The sequence below is a fragment of the Stutzerimonas stutzeri genome (genome assembly GCF_024448715.1).
In the GTDB taxonomy this organism is placed as follows: domain Bacteria; phylum Pseudomonadota; class Gammaproteobacteria; order Pseudomonadales; family Pseudomonadaceae; genus Stutzerimonas; species Stutzerimonas stutzeri_AR.
This window is the reverse complement of sequence record NZ_JAMOHZ010000005.1, coordinates 300,796-319,948: the sequence shown is the minus strand read 5'-3', so window position 1 is coordinate 319,948 and position 19,153 is coordinate 300,796. Positions and strand designations below refer to the sequence as shown.

The 19,153-nt window shown below is 60.7% G+C and carries 17 protein-coding genes; 5 read left to right on the top strand and 12 right to left on the bottom strand.

Annotation, left to right across the window (positions count from 1 at the left end):
- Positions 1–230 precede the first annotated feature (230 nt).
- Complete coding sequence (locus NAV33_RS13340; RefSeq protein ID WP_255980772.1) at positions 231–965, bottom strand: sulfite exporter TauE/SafE family protein; 735 nt, start codon at positions 963–965, stop codon at positions 231–233.
- A 329-nt stretch (positions 966–1,294) separates the two neighbouring features.
- Here NAV33_RS13340 and NAV33_RS13335 point away from each other — a divergent pair, with 329 nt between their 5' ends.
- A complete protein-coding gene (locus tag NAV33_RS13335; RefSeq protein ID WP_255980771.1) occupies positions 1,295–2,068 on the top strand; it encodes a CAP domain-containing protein in 774 nt (257 codons plus the stop codon).
- Here NAV33_RS13335 and NAV33_RS13330 read toward each other — a convergent pair.
- The 7 genes from NAV33_RS13330 to NAV33_RS13300 form a co-directional block, all read right to left on the bottom strand.
- Complete coding sequence (locus NAV33_RS13330) at positions 2,065–2,436, bottom strand: STAS/SEC14 domain-containing protein (RefSeq protein ID WP_255980769.1); 372 nt, start codon at positions 2,434–2,436, stop codon at positions 2,065–2,067. The genes NAV33_RS13335 and NAV33_RS13330 overlap by 4 nt on opposite strands.
- Before the next feature lie 182 nt (positions 2,437–2,618).
- On the bottom strand, positions 2,619–2,900 hold the full coding sequence (locus tag NAV33_RS13325) for a peptidylprolyl isomerase (RefSeq protein ID WP_025242533.1): 282 nt from the start codon (positions 2,898–2,900) through the stop codon (positions 2,619–2,621).
- Between the two features lie 104 nt (positions 2,901–3,004).
- The gene (glpD, locus tag NAV33_RS13320; RefSeq protein WP_255980766.1) at positions 3,005–4,540 is read right to left on the bottom strand and encodes a glycerol-3-phosphate dehydrogenase; all 1,536 of its coding nucleotides are present in this window, start codon (positions 4,538–4,540) and stop codon (positions 3,005–3,007) included.
- A 324-nt stretch (positions 4,541–4,864) separates the two neighbouring features.
- Complete coding sequence (locus tag NAV33_RS13315; RefSeq protein ID WP_255980764.1) at positions 4,865–5,623, bottom strand: DeoR/GlpR family transcriptional regulator; 759 nt, start codon at positions 5,621–5,623, stop codon at positions 4,865–4,867.
- Positions 5,624–5,763: 140 nt separating this feature from the next.
- Positions 5,764–7,275: a glycerol kinase GlpK gene (gene glpK / locus NAV33_RS13310; RefSeq protein ID WP_255980762.1), complete on the bottom strand. Its 1,512-nt coding sequence runs from the start codon at positions 7,273–7,275 to the stop codon at positions 5,764–5,766.
- A 199-nt stretch (positions 7,276–7,474) separates the two neighbouring features.
- Positions 7,475–9,130: an FMN-binding glutamate synthase family protein gene (locus NAV33_RS13305; protein ID WP_255980760.1), complete on the bottom strand. Its 1,656-nt coding sequence runs from the start codon at positions 9,128–9,130 to the stop codon at positions 7,475–7,477.
- A 98-nt stretch (positions 9,131–9,228) separates the two neighbouring features.
- Positions 9,229–9,654: a DUF1810 domain-containing protein gene (locus NAV33_RS13300; RefSeq protein WP_255980758.1), complete on the bottom strand. Its 426-nt coding sequence runs from the start codon at positions 9,652–9,654 to the stop codon at positions 9,229–9,231.
- A gap of 165 nt (positions 9,655–9,819) precedes the next feature.
- Here NAV33_RS13300 and NAV33_RS13295 point away from each other — a divergent pair, with 165 nt between their 5' ends.
- On the top strand, positions 9,820–10,128 hold the full coding sequence (locus NAV33_RS13295; protein ID WP_255980756.1) for a hypothetical protein: 309 nt from the start codon (positions 9,820–9,822) through the stop codon (positions 10,126–10,128).
- 78 nt (positions 10,129–10,206) lie between these two features.
- On the opposite strand, the gene NAV33_RS13290 is transcribed toward NAV33_RS13295, so the two are convergent.
- Entirely contained in the window at positions 10,207–12,693 is a 2,487-nt protein-coding gene (locus tag NAV33_RS13290) for a helicase-related protein (RefSeq protein WP_255980754.1), read from the bottom strand.
- A 255-nt stretch (positions 12,694–12,948) separates the two neighbouring features.
- Here NAV33_RS13290 and mepA point away from each other — a divergent pair, with 255 nt between their 5' ends.
- From mepA to NAV33_RS13275, 3 genes are all read left to right on the top strand, one after another.
- A complete protein-coding gene (gene mepA, locus NAV33_RS13285; RefSeq protein ID WP_255980752.1) occupies positions 12,949–13,779 on the top strand; it encodes a penicillin-insensitive murein endopeptidase in 831 nt (276 codons plus the stop codon).
- Positions 13,780–13,821: 42 nt separating this feature from the next.
- The gene (locus NAV33_RS13280; protein ID WP_255980750.1) at positions 13,822–14,562 is read left to right on the top strand and encodes a DUF72 domain-containing protein; all 741 of its coding nucleotides are present in this window, start codon (positions 13,822–13,824) and stop codon (positions 14,560–14,562) included.
- A gap of 411 nt (positions 14,563–14,973) precedes the next feature.
- Complete coding sequence (locus NAV33_RS13275; protein WP_255981057.1) at positions 14,974–16,164, top strand: sugar transporter; 1,191 nt, start codon at positions 14,974–14,976, stop codon at positions 16,162–16,164.
- 69 nt (positions 16,165–16,233) lie between these two features.
- Here the strand turns inward: NAV33_RS13275 and NAV33_RS13270 are convergent, their stop codons facing one another.
- The 3 genes from NAV33_RS13270 to NAV33_RS13260 form a co-directional block, all read right to left on the bottom strand.
- On the bottom strand, positions 16,234–17,547 hold the full coding sequence (locus tag NAV33_RS13270) for a methyl-accepting chemotaxis protein (protein ID WP_255980748.1): 1,314 nt from the start codon (positions 17,545–17,547) through the stop codon (positions 16,234–16,236).
- Positions 17,548–17,756: 209 nt separating this feature from the next.
- Complete coding sequence (locus NAV33_RS13265) at positions 17,757–18,176, bottom strand: septal ring lytic transglycosylase RlpA family protein (protein ID WP_255980746.1); 420 nt, start codon at positions 18,174–18,176, stop codon at positions 17,757–17,759.
- A gap of 155 nt (positions 18,177–18,331) precedes the next feature.
- Positions 18,332–19,111, bottom strand: a complete 780-nt coding sequence (locus NAV33_RS13260; protein WP_255980744.1) for a transporter substrate-binding domain-containing protein — start codon at positions 19,109–19,111, stop codon at positions 18,332–18,334.
- Between the last annotated feature and the right edge of the window lie 42 nt (positions 19,112–19,153).

Genomic DNA, 19,153 nt, shown 5'->3' with positions numbered 1-19,153 from the left:
GTCTAGTCATGCGCTTGTTCCTCGTCTGCAAAAACGGTGTCAAAACACCAGCATGAACAAGCCGATTACCACCAACAAACCGATCAGGAAAATGATTCCGATAGTGCTGCCCAGAAACTTCAGCATGAAGATGACTCCTGTTGCAGTGGGTTCACTAATTCCGACTGGAGTGGGTTGCGATCGTTCATAAAAAACTGGCCGGGTTGACGGGAGCCGGCTATCGCGGTGCCTCAAAGGTTTTTCCAGATCAGCTGCAAACCGGCCAGCAACATGCCTATGCGGGCGATTCGGTAAAACCAGGTGTGATCGATGCGTTTGTGCAGCCAGAGGCCGGTCCAGACGCCGAAGGGGACGATGGGCGCCAACGTCAGGCTCAGCAGCAGATTCTCGCGGCTGAACTGGCCGAGCGCGGCGTAGGGAATCAGCTTGATCGCATTGGTCATCAGGAAGAACAGGTTGATGGTCGCCACGTAGCGCAGCTTGTCCAGGTGCTGCGGGAGCAGATGCATGAGGATCGGCGGGCCACCCGCATGGGCGACGAAGCTGGTGAAGCCGGCAATCGAGGAGAGCAGCGTGCCGCGCCCACGTTGTAGCGGCCGTGGCTTGTCGTTGTTGGTGATCAGTCCGAGCATCACGAAGCTCACCGCGATGGCACCCATCATCAGGCCGATCATGCGTTCGTCGAGCATGCCGAAGGTCAGTGAGCCAAGCGCGATGCCGATGAGCGCGCCTGGCAGCATGACTTTCAGGTTCGCCACATCCCATTTGCCGAAATAGGCTTTCAGGCCCACCACATCTGCCAGGCAAAGAATCGGCAGCATCACGGCGGCCGCCTGTTTCGGCGAGATGGCCAGCGCCAGCAGCGGCACGGCAATGCCTCCGAGGGCTCCACCGAAACCACCTTTGGAGACGCCGGTAAGAAAGATCGCAGGCAGGGCGAACAGCAGAAAGTCGGATAGGGTCATGGCTGGGTGTTTTCAGGACCAATCGAAATGCAGCGTGTGGCGTTCGGTTTCGCCGCGTGATGATCGCACGTTTGCCCGCCTGTTTCGCGTGCGCCCGTGGATAGGTCTCGGCTGGCTGTGGTCAGCAGAATATAACGACCCGTAGGGCGCGCTCTTGCGCTGGCCCAGGACAGAACCGAGAGCCGAAACAAGGGTTATCCATGACAGCGTCGCAAGCATTCGTAGTTTCTCCAGTCCGCACGCACCGAGCGCGGGGCAAACCGTTGAGGGTTGGCACCGTGTTGATGCTCGTCGTTGTCTTCGCGGCCGGGAGCAGGGCGGACGAGCCGATGGATCTGGTCAGCCTGATTAACGATTTTCGCAGATCCACCCAGACCTGCAGCGGTGGCGAAGGCGAAGCGGTGGGGCCGCTTGCGCCCTCTGATGCGCTCGCCGTGTCGCCAGCGACTAGCGGGGCGCAGCTGCAGCGGGATTTACAGGCGTCTGGCTATCGTCCGGCGAAATTGCAGGCTATCTCGGTGTCCGGCTTGGCGAATGCGCAGGCTGCCATGAGCGCGCTCAGGCAGCGCTATTGCAGCGCGCTGCGTAGTGATGAATTCGCCGAAATCGGCGTGTCGAGGCAAGGCAGTACCTGGCAGGTGCTGCTTGCCAAGCCGCTGCTATCGCCGAATTTGGGCGATTGGCAAGAAGCTGGCAAGGCAATGCTCGAACGGGTCAACGAGGCGCGCGCGAACCCGCGTAAATGCGGCCGCCAGACCTTCGAAGCAGCACCGGCTTTACGCTGGAACGATCAGCTGGCCCAGGCCGCGCTGGACCATAGCCGCGACATGGCTAATCAGGATTACTTCAGTCACGAGGCTCCGGATGGCAGCCAGGTGAGCGATCGCGCCAGTCGCGCCGGATACAAATGGAGCCGGATCGGCGAGAACATCGCGGCCGGGCAGGGCTCGGTGGAGCAGGCCGTGGCCGGCTGGCTCGCCAGTCCTGGGCATTGCGCCAACATCATGCGACCGGATTTCACCGAGATGGGCGCCGCCTATGCCACGAACCCGGACAGCGCGGCCGTCAGCTACTGGACACAGGTATTCGGTACGCCGCGCTAGCCCTGACCTTCCAGCCAGTTATGCGCTTCGGTGCCTTGATGCTCATCGAACGCTTTCATCGTCAGGCCGGGAATCAAAGCGCCTTCAATTTCGCTGGCCTTGCGCACCCATTCCTTGGCGCAAACCACGGCGCAGCGGTCGAAACGGCGGATGAAGCGAAACAGCTGTGGAATTCGCGACAGCTCGACGCCCACCGCGCCCAAGGTCGGTATGTCGAAGTCGCCCACTCGGTAGAGCATCTGTCCGTGCGTAATGCCATCGGATTTCCTCATCAGCTCATCGAGTGCGAAGCGCATCTCGCTGCTATCGAGCTTGCCGGAGAAATCTACATCGATGCGTTTGTCGCCTATGCGAGTGACATGGAACATGGTGAGTTCTCCTCTCGTTATGCCATCCGGTAAGAACGGCTGTACCGTCACCTGACCATAGTCCTTTTGACCCGTTCGGGCCTGTACGGTCGTGTGGGCTATCAACGTGTCGGTGGCTTTGATGCGCTTTTCGAGGAGAGATGTTGCGGCGTCCCCGCATATGGATGCGGGGACGGGGATGATTAGTCCTGGCGGCTGGTCACTTCCAGCAGGTGATAACCGAACTGGGTCTTCACCGGGCCCTGCACGACATTGATCGGCGCGCTGAACACCACGGTATCGAACTCCTTGACCATCTGGCCGGGGCCGAACGAGCCCAGATCGCCACCTTGACGGCTGGATGGGCAGGTGGAGTTGTCTTTGGCAACCTGGGCGAAATCGGCGCCGCCTTCAATGGCAGCTTTCAGTTCGTTGCACTTTTCTTCGGTGGGAACAAGGATGTGGCGGGCAGTGGCTCGGGCCATGGGGCGTTACTCCGTCTTGAGAAGTGGCTGAGCCTACCGCAATCGGGTGGCGATTCAAACGCCGGTAAAGCGTTCGTGGAGCGAGCTGCAAACGCCGCGGCCGATCAGGCCGCGTCCACATCTACCGCTTTTGTCATGGCCGGTTGCGCATCCAGATATTGCTGCAACCGGTCCTTTTCCTGAGCGGTGAAGGCAAGGCCGAGCTTGGTGCGGCGCCAGAGGATATCGTCCACCCGAGCCGCCCATTCTTCCCGGCGGAGATAGTCCACCTCCAGTGCGTATAGATCCTGCCCCAACTGCTCGCCCAGGTCGGCTACACAGCGCGCCTCGCCCAGCATGCGCCATGCCCGATTGCCGTATAGGGTCGCCCAGCGCTGCGCCAGCGGCAGCTCCAAACCTCGCACCTTCGCTGCCAGCTCTTCAGCCAGTGCCTTGACGGTGCTCATGCCTTCGCCGCCGGGTAGGCCGGCGCTGGCCGTCCAGCTCGGGCCCATGGCCGGAAAGAAGGGTTTGAGCTGAGCCATCGCCGATTCGGCCAGTTTGCGGTAAGTGGTCAGCTTGCCGCCGAACACCGAGAGCAGCGGCGCCTGCTTATGCTCGGCTTCCAGCGACAGGGTGTAATCGCGGGTAACGACCGAGGGGTTATCGGACTCGTCGTCGCACAGCGGGCGAACGCCAGCAAAGGTATGCAGGATGTCCTCCGGCTCCAGCTGTTTGCGGAAGTGAGTGTTGGCTACGCCAAGCAGATAGGCGATCTCTTCTTCGCTGATACTGACCGTGGCCGGGTCATCGTGATATTCACGATCGGTGGTGCCGATCATGGTGTATCGACCCAGGTAGGGGATGGCAAAGACGATGCGCCGATCCTCGTTCTGCATGATGTACGCCTGCTCGCCTTCGTACAGTTTGGGCACGATGACGTGGCTGCCCTGAATCAGGCGGATGCCATAAGGCGAACGTTGCTGAAGGTTTTCGCCGATGAATTGCGCGACCCAAGGGCCCGCCGCGTTGACCAGTGCCTTAGCGCGCAGCGAGAAGCGCGTGCCGTCCTGGCGCTGCAGCTCGACATGCCAGATGCCGCCGGCACGCTTGGCGCTCAGGCATTGGGTGCGGGTATGGATGTGCGCGCCTTTTTCTCGTGCGGCCATGGCGTTGAGTACGACTAGTCGCGCATCGTCGACCCAGCAATCAGAATATTCGAAACCGCGCCGTATCGCCGGTTTCAGCGGGCTGTCATCGCCAAATGTCAGGCTGCGCGAGGCGGGAAGCTGTTTCCGCTTGCCGAGGTTGTCATAAAGAAACAGCCCGGCGCGAATCATCCAGGCAGGTCGTAAATGTGGGCGATGGGGCAAGACGAAACGCATCGGCTTGACGATATGCGGCGCCTTGCGCAGCAACACTTCGCGCTCGGCCAGCGCCTCACGTACAAGACGGAATTCGTAGTGCTCGAGGTAGCGCAGACCACCATGGATCAACTTGCTGCTGGCCGAAGACGTGTGGCTGGCAAGGTCGTCACGTTCACAAAGGAACACCGAAAGCCCGCGACCTGCCGCATCTGCGGCGATCCCCACGCCGTTGATTCCTCCGCCGATGACGGCGATGTCATAGAGCTCGGAGACGGGGCGGTCGGTGTCGGTCACTGTGCTCTCCTCAAAAACGAATATATATTTTCGAATATGAACATCGTAGCGCAGAAGAATTCTATTCTCCAGATCGCATGTTCGATTTTTATATCAAAAGAAAATAAACGAACAGAAGTGAGCTGCTTGTTGGTGCTGAGGTTGTACGGATCGAGTTGTGTTTTTTTCTTGGTGGGCTGAAGCCCACCCTACGGTGGCTCGGAGTTCGTAGGGTGGGCCGGGCGGCGTTCCGCTTCAGCCCACCAGCTTCGTAGGGTGGGCTTCAGCTTCGTAGGGTGGGCTTCAGCCCACCAGGCTCAGGCGTCGGCCTTTGCTAAACAACGATCACCCCGTGACTTCCAGCTTCACGTCATGCCGGGCGAGCAGTTCGAGAAAGGCTTCCGGTGGCTGGGCTTCGGTAAACAACATGTCGATCTGCTCCAGTGAACCGAGGCGGGTCATGGCGTTGCGGCCGAATTTGCTCGAATCTGCAGCGAGAAAGATTTTGCGGGCGTTGTTGATGATGGCCTGGGAAACGCGGACTTCCTGGTAATCAAAGTCCAGCAGGGTGCCATCCTCGTCGATGCCGCTGATGCCGATCAGGGCGAAGTCCACCTTGAACTGGCTGATGAAATCCGCCGTGGCCTGGCCGACCACGCCGCCGTCGCTGCGCACGTTGCCGCCCGCGATCAGCACGTCGAAGTCTTCCTTCGGGCTGAGGATGCTCGCCACATGCAGGTTGTTGGTGATGACCTTGAGGTCGCGATGGTTGAGCAACGCGTGTGCAATGGCTTCGGTGGTGGTGCCGATGTTGATGAATAGCGAAGCCTGATCGGGGATGTGCGCGGCCATGGCATCGGCGATGCGGCGTTTCTCGTCGCGCATCTGCCGGGCGCGTTGGGTGTAGGCAGTGTTCTGCACGCTGGAGTCGTGGGCAGCGCCACCATGGTAACGGCGGAGCAGGCCGGCTTCGCCTAATTGGTTGATGTCACGGCGGATGGTCTGGGGCGTCACCGCGAACTGTTGCGCCAGCTCTTCGATGCTGACGTAGCCGCGCTCGCGCACTAGTTCGAGAATGCTCTGCTGTCTTGGGGCCAGACTCATGAAGGCTTCCTTCTTATCAATATGTGGCGAAGGATGCCGCAGTCTGGTCTTTGATTAAAGAATTGTTCGTTTGTGAATCGAAACGCCCGGCGCGGAATCGAATCCGGGCCGGGCGCTGTTTGGTTCCAATCCGCGCGGGCTTATTCCTCTTCCCAATCGCGGGTACGACCGACTGCCTTCTTCCAGCCTTTGTAGAGCGCTTCGCGCTTCTCGTCATCGCAAGCCGGCTCGAAGACGCGCTCGATGGTCGCCTTGCTGCGCAATTCGTCCAGGCTGCTCCAGAACCCGGTCGCCAAACCTGCCAGATATGCGGCGCCGAGCGCAGTGGTTTCCTTCATTTGCGGGCGCTCGACATGGGTTCCGAGCAGGTCGGCCTGGAACTGCATAAGGAAATTGTTGGCCACCGCGCCGCCGTCCACGCGTAGTGAACGCAAACGCTCAGCAGCGTCCTGCTGCATGGCGTCGAGCACATCGCGGGTCTGGTAAGCAATGGATTCCAGCGCGGCGCGAATGATGTGGTCGACCTTCACACCGCGTGTGAGGCCGAACAGTGCGCCACGCGCACGCGGGTCCCAGTAAGGCGCGCCGAGGCCGGTGAACGCCGGCACCAGATAAACGCCGTTGCTGTCCTTGACCTTGGTCGCGAAGTATTCGGAATCCAGCGAATCGTTGATCACTTTCAACTCATCGCGCAGCCACTGCACCGTCGAGCCGCCGTTGAAGATGGCGCCTTCCAGCGCGTAATTGACCTCGCCCTTTGGCCCGCAGGCGATGGTAGTGAGCAGGCCGTGCTCGGACTGCACGGCCTTGGTCCCAGTGTTCATCAGCAGGAAGCAGCCGGTGCCGTAGGTGTTCTTCGCCTGGCCCGGCTCGACGCACATCTGGCCGAACAGCGCGGCCTGCTGATCGCCCGCGATACCGGCGATGGGAATGCCAGTGCTCTGCCCGGAACCGAGATAGGCGTGGCCGTAAACTTCCGAGGACGAGCGCACCTCCGGCAGCATTTCGCGCGGGATATCCAGCGCCTCCAGCATCACCGGATCCCACTCCAGCTTGTGGATGTCGTAAAGCATGGTGCGCGAGGCGTTGGTGTAATCGGTCACGTGCGCCTTGCCTTGGGTCATCTTCCAGATCAGCCAGCAATCGACGGTGCCGAACAGCAGCTCGCCACGACGGGCGCGCTCCCGACTGCCCTCGACGTGCTCGAGGATCCACTTGATCTTGGTGCCCGAGAAATAGGGGTCGATGACCAGGCCGGTGGTCTTGCGGATATGGTCTTCCATGCCGTCATGCTTGAGCTGATCGCAGATCGGCGTGCTCTGGCGGCTCTGCCAGACGATGGCGTTGTAGATCGGCCGGCCGGTGAGCTTGTCCCAGACGATGGCGGTTTCACGCTGGTTGGTGATGCCGATCGCCGCGACCTGCTCGTTGGTGATTCCCGCTTGCGCCAAGGCTTCGACGAACACGCCGCTCTGGGTGGCCCAGATCTCCATTGGGTCATGCTCGACCCAGCTCGGCTGCGGGTAGATCTGCGCGAATTCGCGCTGGGCGATGGTGACCACGTTGGCGTTGCGGTCCAGCACGATGGCTCGGGAACTGGTGGTGCCCTGGTCGAGGGCGACGATGAATTGCTTGTTGTTCTGAGTGCTCATGGTCGATTCCTTAACGAGCTCTGGTGCTCGGACATCGTGTGGGCTACAGCGCTTGGCGTGGCTTACTCACGCACGACATGTTGGCGAGAGAAGCCCATGCCTCGAACGTGGCGCTAGCACAGCTATGTTCGTTTGCGAAAACTGAAGTCAAAAGAGTAGGCGGTCCAGACGAAACCGTGGGCTTTTCGACATCCGTCGCTCAGCTGATCAGCGGTTCCTCGACCTGCGCGGCGCCGCGCTCGGTCTTCTGCGGCATGGCTTCGAAGCCGTCTGCTTGGGCCATGCTCCAAATGCGGGCGAAGAATTCGCTGTCGATCCGCTCCTTCAGCAGCGCTCCCGGTTGGACGAAGTAATACAGCTGTGAGAACAGCTTGATTTCGGTCGAGCTGATACGGCGAATCAGGTGATGTGGCCCCAGTTCGGCAGGGTGTGACAGGCCGGCGGCCGCGAGCAATTCAGCCAGAGCATGCACGGTGTTGCGGTGGAAACTGAAGACCCGTTCCGCCTTGTCCGGCACGACCAGCGCGCGTTGGCGCAACGGGTCCTGGGTGGCGACGCCGGTGGGGCAGCGATTGGTGTGGCAATGCTGCGACTGGATGCAGCCGATCGCGAACATGAAGCCGCGGGCCGAATTCACCCAGTCCGCGCCCATGGCCAGCACGCTGGCAATGTCGAAAGCGCTGACGATCTTGCCGCTGGCGCCAATGCGAATATGTTCGCGCAAGTTGCAGCCGACCAACACGTTATGCACGAACAACAGGCTTTCACGCAGGGGCATGCCGATGTGATTGGTGAACTCGACAGGCGCTGCACCCGTTCCGCCTTCCTTGCCGTCGACCACGATGAAGTCGGGATAGATACCGCTCTGCAACATGGCTTTGACGATGGCGACGAACTCCCAGGGATGGCCGATGCACAGCTTGAAGCCGACCGGCTTGCCACCGGATAGCTCACGCAGATGAGCGATGAAGGTCATCAGCTCCAATGGTGTGGTGAAGGCGCTGTGGCTCGCTGGCGAGATGCAATCCAAGCCTTCCGGGATGCCTCGCGTGGAGGCGATTTCGGCGTTGACCTTGCGCCCCGGCAGGATGCCGCCGTGCCCGGGTTTGGCGCCCTGGCTCAGCTTGATTTCGATCATCCTTACTTGTGGGTCTCGCGCCTGGACGGCGAAGCGATCCGGATCGAATTCGCCGTTCTCGGTGCGGCAGCCGAAATAGCCGCTGCCCAGCTCCCAGACCAGATCGCCGCGGTGTTCGCGATGGTAGCGGCTGATGCTGCCTTCACCGGTGTCGTGGTAGAAGCCGCCAAGTTTGGCGCCTCGGTTCAGCGCCTGAATCGCATTGCCGCTGAGCGAGCCGAAGCTCATCGCCGAAATGTTGAATACCGAAGCGGAATAGGGCTGCGCGCACTGCGGCCCGCCAATAGACACGCGGAAGGTCTCGGGATCGCTGACCGCTGCGGTGCGGATCGAATGGCCGATGCACTCGTATCCGGGTTCGTAGACATCGATCAGCGTGCCGAAGGGTTTGTCGTCCATCTCGTTCTTCGCCCGCGCATAGACCAGCGACCGCTGTGCGCGCGAGAACGGCACGCGATCCTGATCGCCTTCCAGTAAGTACTGGCGGATTTCCGGACGGATGCCTTCGAACAGGTAACGAATGTTGCCGAGAATCGGATAATTGCGGCGTACCGCATGTTCGTGCTGGCGCAGATCGTAGATGCCCAGCAGTGTCAGCAGGGCGGTGATGCCGAATAGCGGCCACACCCAAGGGTGATTCAGAAACGGCAGGCAGAGCAGGGCGGTCAACGCGCAGAGAACGAAAAATGCGTAGCGGCTGAGCAGCGAGATATTCATCTATGAACCTGTCTAGAGGGTTGGCGTGGCCTGCCAGAAAGCGACAAGCCTATCGCACTGGCCTCGGCCCGCCTAACGGCAGGCCGAGGGCGTCCCGCTCAAGGATGCAGGCGCGAGGTTGTCGCCGGGTCGAGCTGCCCAGCAAAGAAGGCGTCCAGTACGGCCTGAAAAACGGGCCGCTCGGGCGCGACGCAGGCAAACAAGGTCATGCTCGAACGCAACTTCATATCGTCTGGCGAGCCGAGAATGTGTCGCGCCGGGAGGTCAGTGTGCTGCAGCATCGCCTGCGCGCATTCTTCCAGCCGTGCTCCCAGCAATGGATGCTGCATATAGGCGAGCGCCTCGCCCGCATTGGAAATGGCGTAGCGCTGCGCCATCTCGCTGTGGCCGAGCCCGGCGATCTGGGGGAAGACGAACCACATCCAGTGACTTTGCTTGCGGCCGCTGCGCAGTTCCGCCAGGGTTCGGTCGTAGATGCCGTCCTGGGCGGTGACGAATCGATTCAAGTCGTATGGGTCGTGCATAAGAATTCCCTCACGTTTGCAACTGCCTTGCTCATCAGACCGCGCCGCGCCGGATTCGATGTGACTGCCCTTTACGCCTTGTTTACACCGCACTGACGCACGCTGACCGAGCGGCGTTGTTTGATGGCTACGGGGAAAGAGCCCCATCCGCAAAAGGAGACTTTTATGTTCGGTCGAATAATCAAGGTGGGTTTGCTCGCGGGCTGCCTGATCATGGCTGGCACCGCTTCGGCCTCTGATCGCAACGTTGTGGTTCCCGTACTGGCGGGCGCAGCGGTGGGAGCGGTATTGGTTGCTGTGTTATCGAAGTCCGATGATGACCATCACGAATATCGGCAGCCTCGGCACGCTCAGCATCGCCCTCACGCCCGTTATCACCGGGCCCCTCCACGCGTAGTCAACTACCGGCCAAACCGCGTCGAGTACGTCATGGTTCCGGTAGAGCGTCGGGATTGGCGAAGAGGCCATCGTTAATTTGCCAAAGCAGAGAGGCGGGCGCCCGTCAGCTCATAACGGTTTGAGCTGACGGGACGCTCACCCAGACAAGTCTTACTACGTTTTCACCCGGCTCGAAGAACGTCTTTTTGCGCCTGGCTGCTCCTTGGCCCGCTGTTCCTTAAAGCAGTGCTGACACAAACGAAATTGTCGCTCGGCCATCGGCATCGCCTTGCCGCACTGCTTGCAGTTGCGGGCCTCGCCAGACAAACGACGGCGGTCCGAACTGCGTGGCTTGCGTTGGCGCGACAGCTCACGGGTGATCGCGCCGTTGAGCAGGCTGCGGTGCTGTTCGGCCTGTTCCAACGCAGGAAAGTGCGTGGGCAGTGTCCGCGCCAAGTGCAGGTAGGTTTCGATGACATGCAGCGAGCTTTCCAATGTCGCCAGGTCGGCATCGATGATCAGCCGCGGCAGTGGGATTTCCTTGTCCTGCGCGACCTTCTTCAGCCACTGCTGGGCGAAGATGCTGGCGGGACTGTCCAGGCCGCCGCGGATCGGCGTACAGGCGAAGATCCAGCGCAGAGGCAGATCAATGGTCGGGTCATCGATCAGCTTGATCCACTCGGCCAGCTCGTCCGGCAGCACCGAGATGAATTCATCGCCGTAGTTGATGTTGCGATTGAAGGTCAGCCAGGCACGCAACAGGCTGGGTTCGTCCATCAGCTCGGCGATGGCCTGCAGATGTTCGATCGATGGCCGGACCTGGAATTGCGATAGATCCACTGGCAAGTCCGCGCTGTGGAACAGCCGCTTGATCGACTGCAGGGTCTGTGCATCGAGCGCGGTGATCAGACCGCTGTCGTGGTGACCGAAACGTCCAGCGCGCCCGCCGATCTGCTTGACCTCTTGCACCTTCAGCTGGCGGTTCTGGATGCCGTCGTACTTTTCGTCGGTATAGAAACACAGCGTGTGCGCCGGCATGTTCAGGCCCATGCCGACGGCATCGGTGGCGACCATGATGTCCGCCTCGCCTTCACGGAACCGCCGCGCCTGTTCGCGGCGCACTTCTGGCGACAGCGCGCCATAGACCACCGAGACGCTCTTGCCGGTCATCTCCAGCATCGCCTTGAGTTCCAGCACCGTCTTGCGGCTGAAGGCAACCAGCATCGAGCCCTCGTCGAGCTGCTTGAGCGTGGTCGAGCGCCGCGCCACTTCGACGGGCGACAGACGCTTGGTGCGCTTGACCTCCAGTTTGTCTTCGCACAGGTCGCACAGTGTTTTCAGCGACGGCTGGATCAGCTCCGGGCCGGTCATGATCAGATCCTGGGTATAGGCGCTGACCAGCGCATCGACCCAGGCCCAACCGCGTTGCGAGTCGGCCATCATCTGTACTTCATCGATGACCACCACATCCCAGGGCTGATGGCGGAAGCGGGCGAATTCTTCGACGGTGCAGCAGTAGTGCGTGGCGCCTTCGCGAATGATTTCCTCCTCACCGGTGACCAGCGAGCAGGGCACGCCCATGGACTCGATGCGTTCCTGGTTTTCCAGGGCCATCAACCGTAGGGGCGACAGGTAGATGGCGTGCTCGACGCCCGTCATCGCTTCTATTGCCTGGTGCGTCTTACCGCTGTTAGTCGGACCGAGCAGGGCGGTCCAGGTGCGGGTGATGCGACGCGCGGCGTAGAGCTTGTGGTAATGCACGAAGCGCGGGTTGTTCTCCAGCAGCACCGCAAAGGCCATTTTTTCCCGGTTGTCTTCACGGGCGAAGCGGATGGTACGGCGGAGCTTCTTCGGCTCCATCATGAAAATCTCGGTCAGGCGCTTCTCGCCCAGCAGCTGCAGATCGAAATCGCCGGCTTCCTCGACCATCATCTCGAACTTGGCGGCGACCGCTTGGCGGTCCTCTTCCTTCAGTTCGGCTACCTCGCGCTCGCTGAGCACGTGACCTTGGCCGCCGGTAATGCGCCGCTGCATGTCCAGCGCCAGATCACCGTGGTGCAGCTCCACGACATAGCGCAGTTCGTGCTTCACCTCGTTGAGAATATCGATGGCCTTGGCGGCGAAATCATCGAGCCGGGAGACTTTTGCTGGCAGGCGATCCAGGCAGCGCGACTTCTGCTCGCCGGTCATGCTGGCGAAGGGTTGCTCCAGGACATGCAGGCGGTCCCGGACCAGTGCCTCGATGGCGCTGTCCACGTTGGCTTCGAATTCGTCGTTGGAGGTGCTGTCGGCAATGCGCAGCGTGAAGTCAGGTTCCAGCAGGTTCTGTACTGGGCCGCAGTCAAGCGTTTTCTCGACGCCGAAGATATCGACGTCACAGCTGTAGTCGTTCAGATCCCGATTCAGCAATCGACCAATCAGGCTCTGGGGGTCGGCTCTCTCGAGGTTGGCATCGACTGTCGGCTCGTCCAATCCCAACCAGAACAACCGCGCCGCGCGACCGATCTCCGGCGGTTGATGGCCAATGTAGGTGCTGAACCATTTCTCCTGATGGTTCTTCTTCGGTACGAAGTCTGGATGGCGCTCCGTAGCCCATGTCAGGAAGCGCTGGAGCCTTTCGAGTTTGACTGTGTTGCGGTGTTTGACTTCGGCCTTGCGCATGATCGACGCCTCTCTGATCAGGTTCTGCTACAGAGTATGGACAACCCTATCGCCAGTTCCGATCGCTGTTTGCGATCTTCTGCGTGAGCACGCGTCCTGATCTAGGCGAACGGTGCCGCGATGAACGTCTCTGACAGCGCAGAGTCGCAGATCAATAAGCCTTACCGAAACACAGCGGGAGACGCCAGGGCTGGGCTGGTTCGCCCGGCAGCGTGGTGATTCCATCCGTGCTCGCTATCGAGGACGCTTCATAAAATGCATGGCTCTCGCTCGGCCGCCGCGGTGCGATTCATTAGGGTCGCGTTATGTGTTCCCTCGGCTATCGCGACACTTACAGCGTGCATCGCTCATCAAGACTGGTCAGATTTTGCCGAGCCATTACCAGGCCCACCGCAAATCCTCGGGCAGCATGCTGCTGGCTGTCTGATCGGTGCCGAGCCGCTAGCACCCGAAGGCATCGGCTATCAGGCAGTGGAGCTGCAACGCAACCGCCATTATGGTCATCCCGATCTGGTCGATTACATCCAGGCGTTGGGCCGTCGCGTCGATCAGGCAGGCTTCGGTCCGATGCTGGTGGGTGACATGGCTCAACCGCGCGGCGGTCCCATGCCTTATGGCCATGCAAGTCATCAGACAGGGCTGGATGTGGATATCTGGTTTCGACTGGATCTGCCACCGCTGGAGCGCAGCGAGCGCAAGGACATCGAGCAGCCAATTCTGGTGAGTGCGCAGACAGGCGAGCTCGACAGAGCGCGCTGGACCGACCAGCAGGTCGAACTCGTTCGCCTCGCCGCGCTAGATCCACGCGTGACGCGGATATTCGTCGACGGTGCGATCAAGCGCGACCTCTGCGAGCGGCAATGGAAGGACCGATCCTGGCTGCAGCGCATTCGACCCTGGCCATTCCATGACGAACATTTTCATGTGCGGCTGCGCTGCCCGGCGGACTTGTCCGATTGTATCGACCAGTCTCCGCCACCACCGGGAGAAGGGTGCGAGGGCATTGTTCCGACACCGCGCACGATCACGACGGCGAGTCCCCCTCGGCCACTGCCAGCCGCCTGCGAGGCGGTATTCGGCCAGTAAGCGGAAAGCTATTTCGATGAAGCCGCTGGGAGGTTGGTTTGCATGAACGTCATTGCGAGTAGCGAACCGATCTTTCTAGGCTGTGCCGGCTGGAGCCTGCCGCGTGAACGGTGGCCTGCATTCCCGTCGGACGGCACTCATCTGCAGCGCTACGCGGGCCGCTTCGGTGCGGTGGAAATCAACAGCTCGTTCTATCGCCCGCACCGGCCCGCGACCTATGCCAAATGGGCGCAGAGCGTACCGGAGGCGTTTCGCTTTTGCGTCAAAGTGCCCAAACAGCTTACCCACGAAGCCCGTCTGGTTGATTGCGACGAGGGACTTGATCGCTTCCTTCATGAATGCGGTCATCTGGGCGACAAGCTCGGTTGCTTGCTGGTCCAATTGCCGCCATCGCTTGCATTCGACACGACCAGCGCAACGTCTTTTTTCGCGGCGTTACGGGCTCGCTATAACGGCTTCGTCGCCATCGAACCACGGCATCGAAGCTGGCTCGAAGCCGAGCCGTTGCTAAAGCAGCAGCGAATCGCCCGCGTCGCGGCAGATCCGGCGCCATTCCCCGAAGCCGCCAAGCCGGGCGGTTGGTCAGGGTTTCGTTACTACAGGCTGCACGGCTCGCCGCGTATTTATTACTCCTCCTATGACGACGGCTGGCTCGACAGGCTTGCCGCGCGGCTGATGGAAGATCGGCAGCAGGGCGTCAGCTGGTGCATTTTCGACAACACCGCCAGCGGTGCCGCGACGGCCAACGCGCTGGATCTACAGAAGCGCCTCCATCAGGCTTGAATTGGCTACGGGAGCTGATACCGCATCGCCGCCTCTAAAGATGGTGGTTGCCGACGCCCAATAGCTCATTGATCGCGTGAAAGCATTCGCGAGCAAGCTCGCTCCTGCAGACTTGGCTCGGTTTCGCTTTTTGTAGGAGCGAGCTTGCTGGCGAAGCGTTGGCCGCTGGTCGCAGATTGCATTCCGCGCCTGACAGAGGCATGGCGCAGGCGTAGAATCCGCGCCGCTTGGCCCGTGCCGCCTGACTATTTACTGCTTCTTCCGGTTGAATCCCGCGCTTCTTCGAAGCCGTGGAGGCGACGGCATTGTCAGGCTCAGGTCGGCCTCTCATTTTCTTCATCATTCACCTGCCCGTTACGCCGTCCTGGCATGACGCATTGGTGGATGAATCGCACACCAGACATCGCCTACATGAACGAATCGGAAACTACCCGCGCCGGGAGCTGGCTCAGTGTCGTCGCACTGGCCATGGCTGCCTTTATCTTCAACACCACCGAGTTCGTGCCGGTGGCCTTGCTCAGCGATATCGGCAGCTCGTTTGAAATGCCGCCTTCGCAGGTCGGGCTGATGCTGACTATCTATGCTTGGGTGGTGGCGCTGATGTCGCTGCCGATGATGCTACTGACGCGCAATATCGAGCGGCGCACCTTGCTCATGGTGGTTTTCGCGGTGTTCGTCGGCAGCCATCTGGTCTCCAGCGTGGCGTCGAGCTTCGGCATGCTGATGCTCAGCCGCATCGGTATTGCCCTGGCGCACGCGGTGTTCTGGTCGATTACCGCATCGCTGGCCGTGCGCGTGGCGCCACAAGGCAAGCAGGCGCAGGCCCTGAGTCTGCTGGCGACCGGCAGTGCGCTGGCCATGGTGCTGGGCATTCCCCTCGGGCGAGTGGTGGGCGAAGCGCTAGGCTGGCGCACTACCTTTTTGTCGATTGCAGCCATCGCAACCCTGGCCGTCGTTTGCCTGGCGAAGACGCTCCCGCTGCTGCCCAGCCAGAATTCCGGATCGCTCAGAAGCCTGCCGGTGCTATTCAAACGTCCGGCATTGATCGCTGCCTATGTGCTGACCGCGCTGGTGATTACCGCGCAATTTACTGCCTATACCTATATCGAGCCCTTCGCGCAGACCATCGCCCATCTGAGCGGCGGCATGACCACCGTGCTGCTATTGATGTTCGGTGGCGCCGGTCTCCTGGGCTCGATTCTCTTCAGCCGTTATAGCGGCCGTTATCCGAAAGGCTTCCTGATCGTCGCCATCGCCACCATGTCGCTGTGCCTGCTGTTGCTGTTGCCGGCCTCGCGCAACGCATCGCTGCTCGGCGCGCTGGTTGTGGTCTGGGGTATTGCCGGGATGTGCTTCGGCCTTGCGCTGCAGTCAAAGGTATTGAACCTGGCGTCCGATGCGACGGACGTTGCCATGGCCATGTTCTCCGGCATCTACAACATCGGGATTGGCGGCGGTGCTTTGCTTGGCAGTCTGGTCACCGTCCACCTTGGCTTGAGCGATGTTGGGATAATCGGTGGGTTGCTCGCACTAAGCGGGCTGGTGCTGTGCTGCTTCGCGACTTATCGGTTCGCCCGGCCGGTCGGCAGCACGGCGCTTTGAGGGCGCGCTTTGGCGGAGCGGTGTGTGGCGGATGGGCTACCATCCGCCGATCTGCTTGATCCAGCGGCTTTACTTGAGTTCGCTGGCGAAGCGGCCAACCGCGCCCACCACCTGCTTGGCGCCGTCCTGAATTTCGACGATCACTTCGCCGGCCTGCTTGGCGAGTGCAAGACCCTGAGCGGCCTGCTCGCGGCTGTTGGCCATCTCGCGGACAGCCGCTTCAACCAGCGTCTGGTTCTGCTGCACCACGTTGACGATCTCTTCCGTAGCGGCACTGGTACGGCCCGCGAGCTGCCGCACTTCGTCCGCCACGACCGCGAATCCCCGACCTTGCTCGCCGGCGCGTGCCGCTTCGATGGCCGCGTTGAGCGCCAGCAGGTTGGTCTGCGCGGCGATACCGCCGATGGTTTGGACGATCGAGCTGATCAGCAGTGACTGTTGGCCTAGCGCTTCGATTCCCTTGGTAGCCGATTCGACGTCCTCGGCGATGCGCTGCATGGTTTTAACGGTGTCCTTGACCACCGCGGCGCCGCGTTCGGCGCTGGCGTCGGTGTGCCGGGAAATTTCAAAGGCGATGCTGGCGGCTTCCCTGACGTCTCCTTCACGAGCGACCTGGTCGCTGACGACGCTGGCGAACTTGACTATCTGGCAGAGTTTGCCCTCGGTGTCGTGCACCGGGTTGTAGCTTGCTTCCAACCATACTTCGCGGCCGCGGCTGTCGACGCGCTTGAAGCGATCAGCGATAAACTCACCACGGTTGAGCGTCTGCCAGAAGGATTTGTACTGCGGGGACGCCGCCTCTGTCGTCGTGCAGAACATTCTGTGGTGTTTGCCGACGATCTGGTTGAGTGAATAACCCATCGCCTGCAGGAACTGGTCGTTGGCGGTGACGACTGTGCCGTCCAGGCGGAATTGGATTACCGCCGTCGAGCGAAGCAATGCATTGATAAATGCCTCGTTCTCCTTCGCCAGCTGCAATTGCTTGGTGACTTCCCGCGCGTAACCGCTGATATGCAGCAGTCCGCCGCTCTCATTCTTGATCGGATACCAGTCGATGCGCAGCCACGCGAGGCTGCCGTCGGCGCGCAAGTAGCGATAGTCATCGCTAATCGGTTCAAACTTGGAAATGGCAGCTCTGAAATTATGAAAGCAGGGCAGGTTTTTCACGTAAGCCGGAACGATATCGGCCATGGCACGGCCCTGTAGCTGCTCGGGGCTGTAGCCGAGCGTCTGGGCGAATTTCTGATTGACCGTCGCCATCCTGAATTCCGGGTCGAGGGTGATGGCGAGCATCGTGGCGTTCATGTGGTCATGCAGCTGGCGCAGGGTGGACAGTTCTGCGGTTTGCTCTTGGAGTTGTTTTTTCAGGCCGCTGTTGAACATGGTTGCACCAAGGTGGGTTTGCTTGGATTCGATATCGGCTCCACTAGCGGCTTCTTGAAGTGTCTGGTTACTTTTTTCGGTGTTTTGACGGCCATTGGTCTGGCTCGTGAAGGCGGTTGACCGACACTGGCGCACTCGCGAATTACACGGCTGTGCGGGCTCGGTTTCAGCAGTTGCGAGACGCCTGTTTCTGCACGTTTTCCAATCAATCACTCAGCTTTTTCGAGCCGCACCGGGATCACCCCCGAGCGCGTGCTGCCGATACGCTCGAAGGCGGACTTGGACAGATCGATGATTCTGCCGCGCACGAACGGCCCACGGTCATTGATGCGCACCACCACGCTCTTGCCGTTGCGGGTATTGATGACCTTCACTCGCGTGCCGAAAGGCAGGGTGCGATGGGCGGCGGTGAGCGAGCCTTGATCGAATCGCTCGCCGCTGGCGGTCAGCTTGTTGTGATGTTGGCTGCCGTAGTACGAAGCCTTTCCCGAGCCGATATGCTCGCCCGTCACGGCGGGCGGTTGCTGGCTGGGTGTTGGCTCTATGGACGGGGCCGTCGAGCAACCGGCAAGCACAGCGGCCAACGACAGGGCAATGATCCAGTTCCAGTGGGTTGGTCTATGACGCATATTGATCCTTGTCTGCAATTGAAGAAGCCACGCGGCCGCTGATGGATGGTCAGCGGCAACCCGTTGAAGCTGTTTGGGTTAGTGGACGAATCGCCCGAGGTTCCCCAGATGGCACAGCGCTAGGGCGCCTAAGCGTTCGTCCCGCGCGAAGATCCTTACTTGCTTGGCTTGGCCAGCCAGGTATCGGCGATGCGTTGGTACTCGCCGGTGGCCTTGGCCAGATGCAGCCATTGATCGACGTATGCCTTGAAGGCAACGTCGTCGCGCGGCAACAGGAAGGCTTTCTCGCTGTACTGCAACGGCTTGTCGGCATTGACCGCGCATAGCGTCGGGTAGTTGCGTTGCTGGTACAGCGCCTCGGAGGCATCGGTGATCATCACGTCGGCCTTGTTATCGGCGACGGACTGGAAGATCACCGTGTTGTCGTGAAACAGCTCCAATTGCGCTTTGGGCAATTCGCGGTGAACGAAGGCTTCGTTGGTGCCACCCGGCGGCTCGATCAGACGCACCGAGGGCTGATTGAGCTGGGCTATGGTTTGGTACTTCTCGACCTCATCGCAGCGGACGAAGGGAATCTTGCCGTCCACTGTGATCGGGTCGCTGAAGAAGGCTTTCTTTTGCCGTTCGAGAGAGATCGAGATTCCGCCCACGCCCATATCGCAGTTGCCGGCAAGGAAGTCAGGCATCAGCGTCTTCCAGGTGGTCGGCACCCACTCGATCTTCACGTTAAGGGTTTTGGCCAGCGACTCGGCCAGGGCAATGTCGATGCCTTCGTACTGCTTGTCGTCGCGCAGGAAGGTGTAGGGCTTGTAGTCGCCGGTGGTGCAGACCTTAAGGGTGCCGCGCTGCTGAACGTTGTCGAGCAGTGAAGTCGAGGGCGCAGCGAAACTGGCGCCGCTGGCCAGCAAGACACCGGCCGCAATCAGATATCTCATGGTTGTTCCTTACAAGGGCATGCCTGGAGAGGCCGCGGTTGT